This is a genomic window from Tropicimonas sp. S265A, from assembly GCF_049800835.1.
In the GTDB taxonomy this organism is placed as follows: domain Bacteria; phylum Pseudomonadota; class Alphaproteobacteria; order Rhodobacterales; family Rhodobacteraceae; genus Dinoroseobacter.
Genome location: NZ_JBNAFU010000002.1, coordinates 21,663 through 37,281, shown reverse-complemented (window position 1 = coordinate 37,281; position 15,619 = coordinate 21,663). Strand labels below are relative to the sequence as shown.

Here is a 15,619-nt window from a genome sequence, read left to right as displayed (position 1 = left end):
TGAACGGCGAGAGGCACAGCGCGGTAATGTTACGAGTATCCCATTTTCTGAAAACAACGGGTATGAATGTCTTTAAGGACCCGGTGCTTCTCGTCGGTTTCCTCCCTCTGTTCGTGGCAATCTCCTATTCAACGAGAGACATTCGCTGGCTGATCGGGGCAAGCTCGCTTTTGCCTATCATGGTTCTGTGTTTGCGCGCGCTCGACTTCGTCTCGACCCCGAAAGGTGGGCGTGACGGACTGACCGGACTGCCAATTCGAGACGCCTTGATCGAAAAAGTCGACCAGTACTTCGCCACACCCGGCGCAAGCACGCGGACCGCCGCATGCCTTGTTGTCGATCTGGACGAGTTCCACAGCTTCAATGAAAGGTGGGGCCGCGACCTTGCGGACAAGGTGCTCAGGATCACGGCCGACCGCTTGCAATCCGCGGTGCGCGACGATGATCTGGTGGTGCGGCTCGACGCAGATGCCTTCGCGCTCTATCTGGCGCCTGCCGAAGGCATGACCCTCGATGCCATATTGTCGATCGCCGATCGCCTGCAACGCGCGTTGAGCGAGCCGGTCCCCGTGGGTGGTACGACAACCTACACATCCGCTTGTATCGGGGTCGCCCTAGCAAGCAAGAGCCCGGAGGCCAACGGTGCCAGCCTGCTTCTTGCAGCCGAACGCGCCATGGTAACGGCACGCGCCCACGGCGCAGGGGCCCTGCGCGTTTACTCAAAAGAAATGCAGACGGAAGTCTCCAGCACGCATGCGCTGGCCGAAGACTTGGCCCAAGCTTTGGAAAATGGACAGATCAAAGCATGGTTTCAACCGCAAATCTCGACGGATACAGGGCGCGTTACAGGATTCGAAGCGCTCGCGCGCTGGCAACACCCCGATCGTGGGACCGTTTCCCCAGCAGAATTCCTTCCGGCGATCGAGGCGACAGGACGCACCGAGCGCTTGAGCGAAGTCATGCTCTACCAAAGCCTGAAGGCGCTGAGTGCATGGGAACGGGCTGGCTACCACATTCCCAGTGTTGGTGTGAACTTCGGGGGCACTGAGTTGCGAAACCCGCACCTCGTGGAAAAGGTCAAGTGGGAGTTGGACCGGTTTGGTTTGTCGGCAGATCGCCTGTCTGTCGAAATCCTCGAGAACGTCGTCTCGGAGACGGAAGACGATATTGTCTTACGCAATCTTGCCGCGCTGAATGCGCTGGGTTGCAAGTTGGACCTCGACGATTTTGGCACGGGTAATGCCTCGATCAGCGCAATCAAGCGCTTCAACATCAACCGAATCAAGATTGACCGGTCTTTCGTTACCAAGATGGACAAGGATGGCGATCAGCAGCGTATGGTGTCGGCGATTCTCACCATGGCGCACCAACTGGATGTGGAGAGTCTTGCCGAGGGTGTGGAAACACTTGGAGAGCACTCGATGTTGGCACAACTTGGCTGCCAGCATGTGCAAGGCTTCGGAATCGCCCGTCCGATGCCGCTTGAAGACACGTTCGACTGGCTTCCGGCCTATATCGGCAAACTGCCTGCAACCCCGATGATTCCCGCCAAACGCGAAGCCTGAACAAAAAAACCTGAAATACCGGCGCCTCGACGCTGTAATTTGCGCCTTGGGGGTTTCGGGAAATCGACTTGACCTTTACCTGTCCTGTGGGTTGAACCCTGCTAACTCAAAAACACAGGTGTGGGTCCAGATGGACGATCAGAACAAAAACCTCATTCTCGCGACGGCGCTCAGCTTTCTCGTCATCCTGGTCTGGTTTCTGGTCTTCCCGCCCGAAGAACCTGTCACCGATCCAAACGCGCCCGGGCAAGTCAGCCAGACGCAGACAGCCCCAAGTGTTGCCGTGGCCCCGCCCGCGGTCGTCGCGCCAGCTACGCCCGGGGCTGCACCGCAGGCACAAGCCGACACCGCACCCGCCGAAGTTTCCACTCAAGCTCCGCGCGTTGTCATCGATACGCCGCGCGTTTCCGGATCAATTTCCCTTCAGGGTGGTCGGATCGATGATCTGTCGCTGAAAGACTACAACGAGACGCTGGATGATAACTCGCCGATCGTGCGCCTTTTGTCACCTGTAGGGCAGCCAAATTCGTACTACGCACTCCACGGATGGGCACCTGCGGGCGATCTGACATTTGATGACGTGCCGAACGCCAACACGCTGTGGACGCTCGACTCCGGCACGGAACTCACCCCGGACAGCCCGATTACGCTCAGATGGGACAACGGCAATGGCCTTGTCTTCCGGCGAACCATCTCGGTGGACGCGGACTACATGTTCGAGATCGCGCAAAACGTCGAGAACACGTCTGATGTCACGCAGCGTATGCAGCCATACGGGATTATTGCCCGCCACGGGCGGCCCGATACGATCAACTTCTTCGTCCTGCACGAAGGCGTCGTCGCGATGGCAGACGGCGAGCTGATCGAGGCTGACTACGGCGACATGACCGATTTCGATTTCGTGCAAGCCGAAGGGGCACGCACCGAGGTTACACAGATCACCGAGAACGGCTGGATCGGGTTCACCGACAAGAATTGGATGACGACGCTTGTCCCCACGCCGGGTCAGGCGTTTACGTCCGTTTCGAAATACGTCGATGCTGCGGATATCTACCAGACCGAGATCCGGCTCCCGACGGTCGAGATCGCTGCGGGCACGTCCACTGGCGTTAGCACGCGGCTGTTTGCCGGGGCCAAGGAATGGGAAGCGATCCGCAGCTATGAGCAGGATCTCGGGATCGAAGGCTTCATCGACTCGATCGACTGGGGTTGGTTCTACTTCCTGACGAAGCCGATCTTCTGGGTTCTGCACGAACTCAACCTGCTGATCGGGAACATGGGCGTTGCAATCATCGCTCTGACACTCCTGATCAAGGCGGTCCTGTTCCCGCTTGCGTACAAATCCTACGTCTCCATGGCGCGCATGAAGGAACTTCAGCCGGAGATGGAGAAGATCAAGGAACGCGTCGGAGATGACCGCCAGAAAATGCAAATGGCCATGATGGAGCTTTACAAGAAGGAGAAGGTGAATCCGGCGGCAGGGTGTTTGCCCATTCTTCTGCAGATCCCGATCTTCTTTTCCCTCTACAAGGTCATCTTCGTTACCATCGAATTGCGGCACGCGCCCTTCTTCGGTCCGTTTCAGGACCTGTCTGCGCCTGACCCAACGTCGATCTTCAACCTTTTTGGCCTGTTCGGTTGGGGCGCACCGGAACCGGGTTCAATCATGGCGTTGATCTTCATCGGCATTCTGCCTCTGCTACTCGGAATTTCCATGTGGCTCCAACAAAAGCTGAACCCGGCCCCAACCGACCCGACGCAGGCGATGATTTTCGCCTGGCTCCCATGGGTCTTCATGTTCATGCTGGGGACTTTCGCCAGTGGCCTGATCGTTTACTGGATCGCAAACAACGTGATCACCTTCTCTCAGCAGTACCTGATCATGCGCAGCCACGGATACAAACCGGACGTTTTCGGCAACATCAAGGCCGGTTTCAACAAGGCCAAGTCCACGGACAGCAAGTAGCGTGGCGGGCACCATTACGGAGATCTGGCGTTATCCGATCAAGTCCCATGGATCGGAACGACTGGAGCAGGCAAATCTCTCGCCCGGACAAACACTGCCGGGCGACCGTATATGGGCTGTCTTGCACGAGGCCGCCAAAGACGCACCCGACGGCTGGATATCATGCAACAACTTTACGCGCGTGACCAAGATGCCGATGCTTGCGGCCATGCGCGCGGTGCTGTCGACGGACGAAACCCGTGTGACGCTGACCCACCCGACCCGACCGGACCTCGAACTCGCACCTGACACGGATGAAGATCTCTTTCTGGAATGGGTAAGGCCCCTGATGGACCCGAGCCGTGCGCAGCCGGTCCGCCTGGTTAAGGCCGTGGACCGCGGACTGACCGACAGTCCGGAGCCGACGCTTAGCTTGAACAACCTATCCTCCCATCGCGCGGTATCCCAGAAAATCGGGCGCGAGCTGAACACGCTGCGGTGGCGCGGGAATGTATGGTTGGATGGGCTTGGACCATGGGAAGAATTTGAATGGGTCGGGCGAAAGATCAAACTTGGAACGGCGGAGCTTGACGTAGTCGAACCGATCGGGCGCTGCCTTGCGACTGCCGCGAACCCCGAGACGGGACGGCGTGATGCCGATACCCTTGGGGCTTTGATGGACGGATGGAACCACCAGAATTTCGGGGTTTACGCCGTGGTCACCAAATCCGGGGTGATTTCGGAGGGCGATACCGCGCAATTGATCGCATGAGTGACACGCTGCCATTTCCCGAGACTCCGGCCCCTGATGCCCATACGGCCGAGGCGGCACGCAAGCTGTTTGCCGGGCCGGTAGAGTTTCTCAAAGGGGTGGTGGCCATGGATGGCCTGCCGCCTGCGGACCGGCTAGAGGTGTGTTTTGCAGGGCGGTCCAATGTTGGAAAATCATCGCTGATCAACGCCCTGACCGGCCGCAAGGCGCTTGCCCGTACGTCCAATACGCCCGGCCGCACACAAGAAATCAACTACTTCACGCTCGGTGATGACCGGTATTTGGTCGACGTGCCGGGATACGGCTTTGCCGAAGCCCCGGTTGCAGTTGTGCAGAAATGGCAGGCCTTGCTGAAAGCGTATCTGACCGGCCGTCAAACCCTGCGCCGCGCATTTGTTTTGATCGACGCGCGCCACGGCATCAAAAAGGTCGACTCAGAAATCCTTCAGCTTCTGGATACAGCTGCCGTAACTTTTCAGATCGTCCTAACAAAGGCAGACAAAGTGAAGGAAAAAGACCGCGCGAAGGTCCTGTCCCAAGTGCGAAAGGTCCTGGCCAAGCATCCCGCCGCCTATCCCGAGATCGTCGTGACATCCTCTGAAAAGGGCTGGGGAATCCCGACCCTCCGCGCGATTGTGGCGGGACTGGAATAGACCGCAACAACGCGCAAAAACCGCGTGCTCCTGCCCGATGTCCTTGGCATAACGGGTAAAACCCGCTAGCACGCGGCACTCCGCCCCAAAGGCCTAACCATGAAGCAGCGCAACATGAAACGCGATTGGATCGCCACCGCCCGTACCCTGTCTGAGGCCGTACCCTACCTGCGCCGCTATGACGACGCGATCGTCGTGGTGAAGTTCGGTGGCAACGCGATGGGGGACGCCGAGGCCATGGCCAGTTTCGCCCGAGACATCGTTCTGATGCGCCAGGTGGGCGTAAACCCGGTAGTGGTGCATGGCGGCGGCCCCATGATCAACGACATGCTCTCCCGGCTGAATATCACGTCGGAGTTCGTCAAGGGCAAACGCGTGACCGACGCCGCGACGGTCGAGGTGGTGGAGATGGTCCTGTCCGGCCGGGTCAACAAGAGCATTGTCCAGGCCATAAATGACGAAGGGGGACGGGCCGTTGGCCTGAGCGGCAAGGACGCCAACATGATTGTTTGCGACCCGGCCGACCCGGCACTCGGCTTTGTCGGCAATCCGGTTGAGGTCACACCCGATACACTGCTTCAACTGCTCAAGGCAGAGATCATCCCGGTTATTGCCCCTATCGGCACCGGCCGTGAGGGAGAGACATTCAACATCAACGGGGATACGGCGGCCGGGGCAATAGCGGCGGCTCTCAAGGCGGATCGTCTGCTCTTGCTGACAGACGTGCCGGGGGTCAAGGACGCGTCCGGTGACGTGGTCACCGAGCTGACAATCGACCATATCGAAAAGCTCACACAGGACGGGACCATTGCGGGTGGCATGATCCCAAAGACGGAAACCTGCGTCACAGCGATCAGAGGGGGCGTGCGGGCCGCAGTCATTCTGGACGGTACGGTTCCCAATGCCTGTCTGCTGGAACTCTTCACTGAGCAGGGCGCTGGTTCGATCATACGACACGGCTGATGCCGCTCTATTCTTTTCTGGACAGTCGCAGCACCGTGGTTTGTGATGGCAAAACTCGAACTTCCACGAACCCGGACCACCTGCGATGAAAACCCTACTCGTACTGCGGCATGCCAAATCAAGCTGGACAGACCCGGGACGAGACGACCACGAACGCCCCCTGAATGCCCGCGGAAGACGCGGGGCTGCCGCCATAGGCGCATGGATTGCGGAGGAGGGTCTTCTTCCGGATCAAGTTCTTTGTTCCGATGCCGTTCGCACGCAGGAAACCTGGGCACGCACCGGCTTGCCCGGCGCGGCTGACCTCAAGTCTGAACTCTACCATGCCAGCGCGGATACAGTTCTGGAGACGGTTAGGGCAGCATCTGGGAAGCGTGTGCTCGTAATCGGCCATAACCCCGGTCTGGCAGAGTTTTCCAGCGCGGTAGCCGTATCGCCGTCGGATCATCACAGGTTCGCGCAATACCCCACCGGCGCGCTGAGCGTGTTGACGTTCGACACGGAGGCGTGGGGGGATGTAGACTGGAAAAGCGGTAAGCTGACCCGGTTTCTCACGCCGCACGATCTGGGCGTTCGCAAGTAAAAAGCCCCGATCTTGCGATCGGGGCCCGCCAACGAAGTCTTGCTGTTCAGTGCCCCAGAATCTGGCTCAGGAACAGTTTCGTCCGGTCGGATTTCGGGTTGTTGAAGAACTCTTCCGGTTCGTTCTGCTCTACGATCTGGCCGGCATCCATGAAGATCACGCGATTGGCCACCTGGCGCGCAAAACCCATCTCGTGGGTCACGCAGAGCATGGTCATCCCCTCCTCCGCGAGTTCGATCATGGTGTCGAGCACTTCCTTGATCATCTCCGGATCAAGGGCCGAGGTCGGCTCGTCAAAGAGCATGATCCGCGGCTTCATGCAGAGCGAGCGGGCGATCGCCACACGCTGCTGCTGACCGCCCGAAAGCTGTCCAGGGTATTTATTGGCCTGGTCGGGAATCTTCACCTTTTCAAGAAAGTGCATCGCCGTGGCTTCTGCCTCCTTCTTGGGGGTTTTGCGAACCCAGATCGGCGCCAATGTGCAGTTTTCAAGAATGGTAAGATGGGGAAACAGGTTGAAGTGCTGAAAGCACATGCCAACCTCCGACCGGATCTTGTCGATGTTCTTGAGGTCAGAAGACAGCAGAGTACCGTCAACCTCAATCGAGCCTGCCTGGTGCTCCTCAAGTGCGTTGATGCACCGGATGAGCGTAGATTTGCCGGACCCTGACGGGCCGCAGATAACGATCCGTTCGCCGCGATACACGGTAAGATCGATATCCCGTAGAACATGGAACTGGCCGTACCACTTGTTCATTTTCTGGATTTCAATCGCAACCTCGTCTGAGACGGTCATTGCGGGGGCTTGGTCAGTCATAGCCATATCAGTGCCCTTTCCTTAACGATGCCCTGTTTGAAGCTGCCGCTCCAACCATTGGGAGTATTGAGAGATGCCGTAGCAGAAGACGAAGAACAGCAGGCCAGCGAAGCCCAGAAGTTCCCAATAGACGCCGAACCATTCGGTTGATGCGAGGATTGGGCCCTGGATCATGCCGAGCATGTCGAACATGGAGATGATCGAAACGAGCGTTGTGTCCTTGAACAGACCGATCGCGATATTCACGATGGACGGGATCGAGATCTTGAGCGCCTGCGGCAGGATGATCAGCCGCATCGACTGCCAGTAATCCAGCCCGAGACTGTCACCAGCTTCGTATTGTCCACGCGACAAGGCCGCCAGACCGCCTCGGATCGCTTCAGCAATATAGGCCGCCGCGAACAGTGTGATCATGATGATCACCCGCAGCACGAGGTCAAACGTTGTGCCCGGTGGCAGGAAGTAGGCCAGCATCACGGATGCCACGAACAGCAGCGTGATCAGTGGGACACCACGGATGAACTCGATGAACACCACGCAAATGCCCTTGATGATCGGCAGGTTGGACTGCCGCCCCAACGCCAACGCGATGCCGAATGGCAAGGACAAGGCGATGCCGGAAGTTCCAAGGATGAAGTTGATCATGAACCCACCGATGAACCGGCTCTCGACCGAGACAAGGTTCAAGCCCACAACGCTGCTGAGCGCGCCGGCAAGTGCCGGAGTGGCAAAAATCCAGAACAGGATCGTCGCAAAGAGGCCGGCCACGATCGCCCCGAAGAAGGAGCGTTCCTGCAAGGCCCGAAACACGAAGAAGCCGACAACCACGCCAACAAGCGCAAAGATGGACACCCAGAGTGAGCCCCCCCAGATCAGCCAATAGGCAATAAAGGGGAACAAACCTGTGAACCATAGCATTTGGCGGGGCAGCTTGAAGAAGAGGACCGGCGCAAGCGCAAGAAAAAGACCGATAAAGGCGAGCACGGCACGCCAGTATTGCTCCGCCGGGTAGTTCCCGAACACCAACTGCGGCCAGCGTTCGCCGATTACGGCGAAACAGCCGCCGACCTCCCCTTGCAGCTGGTCGCGGCAGTCGCGGATTGAGTCCGCATCCCAAACACCGTTGAAGAGCCACGGCACAATGATCGTGCTGAGCCAGTAGATGAACGCAATCGTCAGCAGTGTCAGCAAAGACGACGGGATGGAGTAGAACAGGTTCGAGCGCAACCAGTTGACGATACCCACCTCGGTGGCGGGCGGTGGCGATGCGGGGATCTGCTCAGTCTGAACGAAAGCGACGGAGGTTTGTGCAGACGTGTCACTCATCTCAGCGCTCCTTCAGTTTAACGGCGTTGTTGTAGACGTTCATGATCGCGGAGATGCTGAGCGAGATGATGAGATAGAACAACATCAGCAACAGCACGCATTCAAATGACCGACCCGTTTGGTTGAGGGTCACGCCCCCGAGTGTACCAGTCAGGTCCATGTACCCGATGGCCGCGGCCAAAGAGCTGTTCTTGGTCAAGTTCAAATACTGGGAAATCAGGGGCGGAATGATCACGCGGAGAGCTTGCGGTAGAACGATCAGGCTCATGATCCGGTTCGGACGCATACCCAAAGCCCCGGCGGCCTCGGTCTGGCCTTTCGACACCGCGAGGATACCCGCGCGCACGTTCTCGGCGATGAAGGCCCCGGTGTACAGCGCGAGCGCAAACCACAGCGCGATCAAGGTGCCGCGCAGATTGATCCCGCCGGTGAAGTTGAAGCCACCCAACGACGGATAGTCGAGCCCGACGGGGCGTCCCATGATAAAGAACGCCAGCAGCGTCGGGATGAAGAAGATACCAAGCGTGATCCAGCCTGTTGGCAGCAGCTTGCCGGTTTCGAACAGCAACTTCTTGGCGTAGGCGCGGAACCAGAAAATACCGATGATCGATAGCAGGAACACCGCAACGACGATGCCTGAGCCTTCGTTCCAGACCGGGGCGGGGACATAGACGCCGCGGTTGGTAAAGGCTACCGAGTCCCAAAGAACCATCGTCGCCTCGGGAGTCTCACCGCGGAAGTCACGCGGCGACGGCAGGGCCTGGCTCATCACAGATGAAACGATGACGATCCATATCAGGACCGGAATGTTGCGGAAAATCTCAACATACAGGGACATGACCTTTGCAACCAGCCAGTTCTGCGAAAGTCGCAGGACGCCGGCCAGGACGCCGAACACCGTTGCTGTGATGCAGCCCAGAAAGGCCACCAGCAGCGTATTCAGCAAACCGACGAAGGCAGCACGCATGTGACTGTCCGTCGAGGTGTAGGGGATGAGCTTCTGATCGATCTCATAGCTGGCCGGCTGGCCGAGGAACGAGAAATCAATGTCCTGTCCGAGCGCCGCGAGGTTCTGGACCGCGTTGTACCCGAGCCAGCCAAAGAAAAAGATCAGGGCGCACAAGGCGATGAACTGGAACGTATACCCGCGGTATCGGGTATCGTTGATCAGCATTCCAAGCGAAAACGCTTGCGTGGGCGGGCCACTGGCCTGCGGTGGATCGCTAAACGTTGTCATATTGGTCCCCTAGTCGGCGCGGGCTTATCGGATGTGCGTCTGTGCGCTGGCCCGCTAATTCAGGAAGGTCTGAAAAAGGAAAAAGGGCGCGGAGTAGACCGCGCCCTTTGAAGTGTTTAGCGGAAAGGCGGCGAGTAGAGCAGGCCACCTTCGGTCCACTGGGCGTTCAGCCCGCGGGCCAGACCAATCGGCGTGTTCTCACCGATATGGGTCTCGAAGATCTCTCCGTAGTTGCCACCGGCCTTGATCACGTTGGCCGCCCAGTCAGCCGACAGGCCGAGCATTTCGCCAAGGTTACCCTCGGTGCCCAGCAGACGGTTGATTTCCGGGTTGTCGGTACCAGCCGCCAGTTCATCCACGTTTGCAGATGTGACGCCAAGCTCTTCTGCGGCGATCAGGGCGTTCAGAGACCAGCGTACGATGTCGCCCCATTCGCTGTCACCGTGGCGCACGAGCGGCCCGAGCGGTTCCTTGGAGATGATCTCGGGCAGGACAACGTGATCGCCCGGAGTTTCAAACGCAGCGCGGGTTGCCGCCAGACCGGATGCGTCGGTCGTGTAGACGTCGCAGGCCTCCGCAAGATACTGCTGCTGCGCTTCTGCCGCCGTGGAGATCGGCACCGGCTCGAAGTTGATGTTGTTCGCGCGGAAGAAGTCCGCGAGGTTCAACTCGGTCGTGGTCCCTTTCTGGATGCAAACACGGGCGCCGTCCAGTTCGGTAGCCGACGACACGCCGAGTGCGCGGGGCACCATGAAGCCCTGACCATCGTAGTAGTTGATGCCGGTGAACTCGAGCTTGAGGTCAACGTCGCGCGAGAATGTCCATGTGGTGTTCCGAGCCAGCATGTCGATTTCGCCGGAGTTCAGAACCTCGAACCGCACCTGGTTGGTGACAGGGTTGAAGTTCACGGCCGTCGGATCGCCGAAGACTGCAGCCGCAACTGCACGACAAACGGCAACGTCAAAGCCCTGCCAATCGCCGTTTGCGTCCTGGGAGGCGAACCCAACGAGACCGGTGCTGATGCCGCAGTTAACCGCACCGCGGTCGCGCACCTCTTGCAGCGTATCGGCGGATGCGCCACTCGCCATCAGTCCGGCGACGGTAAGCGCGCCCAAAAATACGGATTTGTTCATTTTTACCTCTTCCTGGTGGTCGCTGCCATTTGTGCAGCTTTTCCCGACCCTTTCGGAGCCGGCCCTGAAATCACGGGACGGGTACGCCCATCCAGCGCCGCCAAATTGGGCATTTTCCCAAAATGGCGTCAAGTGGCGCTCGAACCTTTCTGGTTCAACTCTGAAGCTGACCGCGTTCTTGCAAGGAATTGCCTGTGAATTGGGCAGACTGAGTTCGTTGTCGCCATTTTCCAATCAACTCAAGCAATTGCGCGGCAGTCGAGCCTTGTTGACAAGGATCAATACCTGTTCCCGCTGCAAAGGTAGGCCAAACTCAGGGGGACGCAACGTCAACTTGTGAAATCGCCTTAAATTTCAGGCTTTGACATCTGCATCACCCGAAACGCACGCAGGAATTCGGAGCGCTTGTGCTCTGCGAGCGCGCTGGCCTCTTCGTCCTCGCCCCATTGTTCGATCTGCCAGAGTTCATCGATTCGAGAGGTGTCGTACCCCTCGGCAGCCGAAATACGGCCCTCTGCCACGGCAAAGGCAAGGATCAGAGACCCGGAAATCGCGACCAGATCGTGGAACCCCGTCAACTCGAAATCCGAGAACCATGCAACCTCCGCGCGGTAGGCATCAAGGCTGCCCTTGGGCTGCGCGACGGGAACGATACCGGAGGTCACGGTCAACGGGGCTCCGTATCTTTGCGCGGCCCAGTCGAGGTGCGCATCCCAAGCCGCGGCCTGTCGCGCCACAAGGGTTTCTGGTCCCGTGGCCCGATAGCACAGCAGGTCCGTACCTGCGTAGTCGGCGAGTATCTGACGCACCTCTTCGCGCTGCGCGCTTACCTTGTCCAAGGCGGCATTGGCAGCACGTGTGAAAGGCATGGTGGTAGGGTCGACCGTATCTTCCTGCGCGTCCCATTCGGCGGCAATTGCATTTGCGAACTCGGCGGTTGGCACCACAAGGGGCTTCTTCAGCGGGGTGCGAACCGGACGCCCGTCCAACGCAACGGCATACCCGCCCTCTGCAATGTCCACCGATGTTGTTTGCCAAAACCGTTTCGAGGCCCAACCACTCATGTCTTGCTCCAGAATGCTTCAAGGGCTGGCATCAGCGCGGCATAGGTTTCGAGCACGGTTGACGCACCAGCGTCCAGCAGGTCCACATTTTCGTGGTAGCCCCAACTGACACCGATCGCCGTGATGCCGCCCGCGCGCCCCATTTCCATATCGTAGCTCGTGTCCCCGAGAATGACCGCGTCCGAAGCCTTCACCCCGGTTTCGGCCAAGGCAGCAAGGACCATCGAGGGGTGCGGTTTTGACGGATGGTCGTCAGCGACTTGCGTTGTGACAAAAAACCGACTGAGGTCATAGGCGTCAAACATGTGCGACAGGCCGCGACGGGATTTGCCCGTTGCAACGCCAAGCAGCACATTGTCCACGCGCGCGAGCGCTTCCAGCGCATCCAAGGCCCCATCATAGAGCGGCGACGCGGCCTCCGCGCCGCCAGATACGCGCTGCGCGACGTAGGCGTCCTTGTAGCGCTCGACGAGGCGCGCAACCTGTGCCTCTGACCGGTCTGGCGCCAGTTGTGCAATCGCATTTGGCAAAGACAGACCGATGATGCCCCGGACGGCAGAGCGCGTCGGGACCGGTACATTTTCGGCGTCGAATGCGTGGGTCATGGCGGTCATGATTTGCGCCTGGCCGTCCACCAATGTGCCGTCAACGTCGAAAAGAACCAGCTTCAGTGTCATGTCAGGTCTTCGAACGGATCAGCCGGGACATCCGACGCGTCCCATCCGAGATCCGCCCATGTGCGTTTCATGTGATCTGGCATCGGGGCCGTCAATACAAGGCGCGCACCGGTTACCGGATGGATCAGCGACAGGCTGCGCGCGTGCAGGTGCAGTTTCTTCGACAGTTCGCCCCCGAGCTGCGCGCCCCACCCGTCACCGAGGTTTTCCTGCCCACTGCCGCCATACTTGCCATCTCCGATAATGGGGTGCCCGATTGCAGCCATGTGCGCACGCAACTGGTGCGTGCGTCCCGTGACAGGCACCAGCGCGCACCAGGATACCCGCTGTCCAAGGGCCGACAAAACAGCGTAGTCCGTCGTGGCCCGCTTGGCATCCGGATGTTGGTCGATCTCGCGCGGATCAATACAGATCATCTTCTCGGCCTCGCCGCCACGACCGTGCCCCGTGGCTTTCATCAGCGCATACTTGATCGTTCCCATCCGTGGCTTGGGTACTCCGGCAACGGGGGCCCAGTATATCTTGCGAGTCTCGCGCGCCCGAAAGGCGGCAGTCAGCGCTGCTGCAACCTGACGGGACCGCGCCATGAGCAAGACACCGGACGTGTCCTTGTCGAGGCGATGAACAAGACGCGGGCGTTCCTCGGCCTCGAACTTCAGTGCTTCGGACAAACCGTCAAGATGGCGCGTTTGACCGGAGCCGCCCTGCACCGCCAATCCGGGCGGCTTGTTCAGAGCCAGAACATGATCGTCCCTGTAAAGGACCGCCGCCCGCAGCATGCGCACATCTGCATCCGAGATCGGTATCCGGCCGACTTGCGGGCGTGGCGCATGATCGGCACTGGCCAACGGGGGCACCCGCACGGCTTGCCCCTCAACGACCCGCGTGGACGCTTTCACCCGGCCACCATCCACGCGTATCTCGCCTTTGCGGCACATTTTCTCGATACGCCCCTGCGCGACATGGGGAAACCGCCTGCGAAACCAGCGATCAAGGCGCTGATCCCCCTCGCCGGCCTCCACAGTCACTGTGCGCACACCGCTCACGCGAAAACCCCGCGCGCAACCCAGAGCCCGACCATCAGCCCGCCCACCGACAACACCACGGACAGCAAAACATAGATGGCCGCGAGCCCCATTTGCCCCCGCTCCAGTAGGGTTACGGTTTCCAGTGAGAATGCAGAGAATGTTGTGAACCCGCCGAGGAGCCCGGTCATGACCAGCGGCGACAGGTGGGTCAGCCCCCTTTGGGCGGCCAGAACAACGAACAGGCCCATGACAAAGGACCCGAGCACATTCGCCGCCATGACCGCGACCGGCAGAGGTGTCATGCCGAATGTCCGCACGATCGCCAGCCCCAGCAGCCAACGGCAACTGGCGCCAATGGCTCCTCCGAGGGCGACTTGAACGAGGCTGGTCATCATGGCGTCTCTGTCCTGCGTGCCGCGCAGGATGTCAACTCTGCCTCTTGGCGCGCAGACGGTCAAAATACTCAAGGCGTTTGCCGAGGTCACGCTCGAACCCGCGTTTCACCGGGGTATAGAATGCCGTTCGCTCCATCCCGTCCGGGAAGTAGGTCTGGCCGGAAAACCCGTCCTCGGCGTCGTGGTCATAGGCGTAGCCTTCGCCATAGCCCTGCTCTTTCATCAACGCAGTCGGCGCGTTCAGAATATTTTTCGGCGGCGGCGCGGACCCGGACGTCTTCGCGGACTTCGTCGCCGCCTTGTAGGCCGTGTAGGCGGCGTTGGATTTTGGGGCGAGCGCAAGGTAGAGTACCGCTTGCGCGACGGCCAACTCCCCCTCGGGCGACCCGAGGCGTTCGTAGGTTTGCCAACTCGACAGGCAGACCGTCTGCGCCTGCGGATCAGCAAGTCCGATATCCTCAACCGCCATGCGGGTGATTCTGCGCATCAGGTATCGCGGATCCTCCCCAGCGGTCAGCATGCGTGCAAGCCAGTAGAGTGCCGCATCCGGATCAGACCCGCGTACGGATTTGTGCAGTGCAGAAATCAGGTTGTAATGACCGTCGCCGGTTTTGTCATACTGTGCCGCCCGACGCGACAGGCGCGTCGACAAGGCCACCGGATCAAGCGGCGCATCGCCCGCGAATACAGCGGCTTGTTCTGCAAGGTTCAAAAGCGCGCGCCCGTCACCGTCGGCCATCTCAATCAAGGCGGCCCGCGCTGCGTCATTCAGCGGCAGTTGGCGGCCGAGATGCTCCTCCGCCCGGGCCAGAAGTTGGTGCAAAGCGACATCATCAAGGCGTTTGAGAACCAGAACCTGTGCCCGGCTCAAAACCGCCGCGTTCAACTCGAACGACGGGTTCTCGGTGGTTGCACCGACCAGAACGATTGTTCCGTCCTCCATGTGCGGCAGGAACCCGTCCTGCTGCGCCTTGTTGAAGCGATGAATTTCGTCGACGAACAACAACGTTCCCCGGCCGGTTGCACGGCGGATCTTCGCAGCCTCGAAGACTTTTCGCAGGTCGGGAACACCGGTGAAAATCGCGCTGATCTGCACGAAGCTCAGATCACTATGCTGCGCAAGCAGGCGGGCGATAGTCGTTTTGCCCACGCCCGGCGGCCCCCAGAAGATAATCGAGCTGAGGTGGCCACTGCTGAGCATCGAACCGAGGGGCGCCTCAGGTGCCAGAATATGATCCTGGCCGATCACCTGTGAAAGAGTGTTGGGTCGCAGCTCGTCCGCCAAAGGCCGTGGCGTTGCGGATGCCTGCTCGGCATCGGTCTCGAACAGGTCAGCCATTGGAGATGGCCGCATCATGCATCGCGCCGGTCCGGAGCACGGCTGTCAAAGGTAGGAGCAGAAGACACATCGGTTTTCGATTTGGCAGCATCGTCCGATGATATGCGCCCTCTGCCCCCGTC

15 protein-coding genes are annotated in these 15,619 nt (G+C 59.6%); 6 read left to right on the top strand and 9 right to left on the bottom strand.

The genetic code is table 11. From position 1 onward, the window contains the following. Nucleotides 1–62 precede the first annotated feature (62 nt). From ACP15N_RS07715 to ACP15N_RS07690, 6 genes are all read left to right on the top strand, one after another. A complete protein-coding gene (locus tag ACP15N_RS07715; protein WP_425091661.1) occupies nucleotides 63–1,565 on the top strand; it encodes a putative bifunctional diguanylate cyclase/phosphodiesterase in 1,503 nt (500 codons plus the stop codon). A 130-nt stretch (nucleotides 1,566–1,695) separates the two neighbouring features. Continuing rightward, complete coding sequence (yidC, locus tag ACP15N_RS07710) at nucleotides 1,696–3,531, top strand: membrane protein insertase YidC (protein WP_425091660.1); 1,836 nt, start codon at nucleotides 1,696–1,698, stop codon at nucleotides 3,529–3,531. A 1-nt stretch (nucleotide 3,532) separates the two neighbouring features. Then, entirely contained in the window at nucleotides 3,533–4,282 is a 750-nt protein-coding gene (locus ACP15N_RS07705; protein WP_425091659.1) for an MOSC domain-containing protein, read from the top strand. Further along, entirely contained in the window at nucleotides 4,279–4,935 is a 657-nt protein-coding gene (gene yihA / locus ACP15N_RS07700; RefSeq protein ID WP_425091658.1) for a ribosome biogenesis GTP-binding protein YihA/YsxC, read from the top strand. The genes ACP15N_RS07705 and yihA overlap by 4 nt, the downstream gene beginning before the upstream one ends. 99 nt (nucleotides 4,936–5,034) lie before the next feature. After that, nucleotides 5,035–5,898: an acetylglutamate kinase gene (gene argB / locus ACP15N_RS07695; protein WP_425091657.1), complete on the top strand. Its 864-nt coding sequence runs from the start codon at nucleotides 5,035–5,037 to the stop codon at nucleotides 5,896–5,898. An 85-nt stretch (nucleotides 5,899–5,983) separates the two neighbouring features. Next, nucleotides 5,984–6,481, top strand: a complete 498-nt coding sequence (locus ACP15N_RS07690; protein WP_425091656.1) for a SixA phosphatase family protein — start codon at nucleotides 5,984–5,986, stop codon at nucleotides 6,479–6,481. Nucleotides 6,482–6,527: 46 nt separating this feature from the next. Here the strand turns inward: ACP15N_RS07690 and ACP15N_RS07685 are convergent, their stop codons facing one another. The 9 genes from ACP15N_RS07685 to ACP15N_RS07645 form a co-directional block, all read right to left on the bottom strand. Then, a complete protein-coding gene (locus tag ACP15N_RS07685) occupies nucleotides 6,528–7,298 on the bottom strand; it encodes an amino acid ABC transporter ATP-binding protein (RefSeq protein ID WP_425092106.1) in 771 nt (256 codons plus the stop codon). A 21-nt stretch (nucleotides 7,299–7,319) separates the two neighbouring features. Then, a complete protein-coding gene (locus ACP15N_RS07680; RefSeq protein ID WP_425091655.1) occupies nucleotides 7,320–8,624 on the bottom strand; it encodes an amino acid ABC transporter permease in 1,305 nt (434 codons plus the stop codon). Nucleotide 8,625: 1 nt separating this feature from the next. Then, nucleotides 8,626–9,861 (bottom strand): amino acid ABC transporter permease, encoded by a 1,236-nt coding sequence (locus ACP15N_RS07675; protein ID WP_425091654.1) that lies wholly within the window; start codon nucleotides 9,859–9,861, stop codon nucleotides 8,626–8,628. Between the two features lie 116 nt (nucleotides 9,862–9,977). Further along, on the bottom strand, nucleotides 9,978–10,994 hold the full coding sequence (locus tag ACP15N_RS07670) for an amino acid ABC transporter substrate-binding protein (RefSeq protein ID WP_425091653.1): 1,017 nt from the start codon (nucleotides 10,992–10,994) through the stop codon (nucleotides 9,978–9,980). A 347-nt stretch (nucleotides 10,995–11,341) separates the two neighbouring features. Continuing rightward, entirely contained in the window at nucleotides 11,342–12,058 is a 717-nt protein-coding gene (locus tag ACP15N_RS07665) for an ATP12 family chaperone protein (RefSeq protein ID WP_425091652.1), read from the bottom strand. Beyond that, entirely contained in the window at nucleotides 12,055–12,735 is a 681-nt protein-coding gene (locus tag ACP15N_RS07660; protein ID WP_425091651.1) for an HAD-IA family hydrolase, read from the bottom strand. The genes ACP15N_RS07665 and ACP15N_RS07660 overlap by 4 nt, the downstream gene beginning before the upstream one ends. Beyond that, nucleotides 12,732–13,781, bottom strand: coding sequence for an RluA family pseudouridine synthase (locus tag ACP15N_RS07655; RefSeq protein WP_425091650.1), 1,050 nt, complete (start codon nucleotides 13,779–13,781; stop codon nucleotides 12,732–12,734). Before ACP15N_RS07655 ends, ACP15N_RS07660 begins: the two co-directional genes overlap by 4 nt. Then, nucleotides 13,778–14,158, bottom strand: a complete 381-nt coding sequence (gene crcB, locus ACP15N_RS07650) for a fluoride efflux transporter CrcB (RefSeq protein ID WP_425091649.1) — start codon at nucleotides 14,156–14,158, stop codon at nucleotides 13,778–13,780. Before crcB ends, ACP15N_RS07655 begins: the two co-directional genes overlap by 4 nt. 31 nt (nucleotides 14,159–14,189) lie before the next feature. Next, nucleotides 14,190–15,497 (bottom strand): replication-associated recombination protein A, encoded by a 1,308-nt coding sequence (locus ACP15N_RS07645; RefSeq protein ID WP_425091648.1) that lies wholly within the window; start codon nucleotides 15,495–15,497, stop codon nucleotides 14,190–14,192. Nucleotides 15,498–15,619 lie beyond the last annotated feature (122 nt).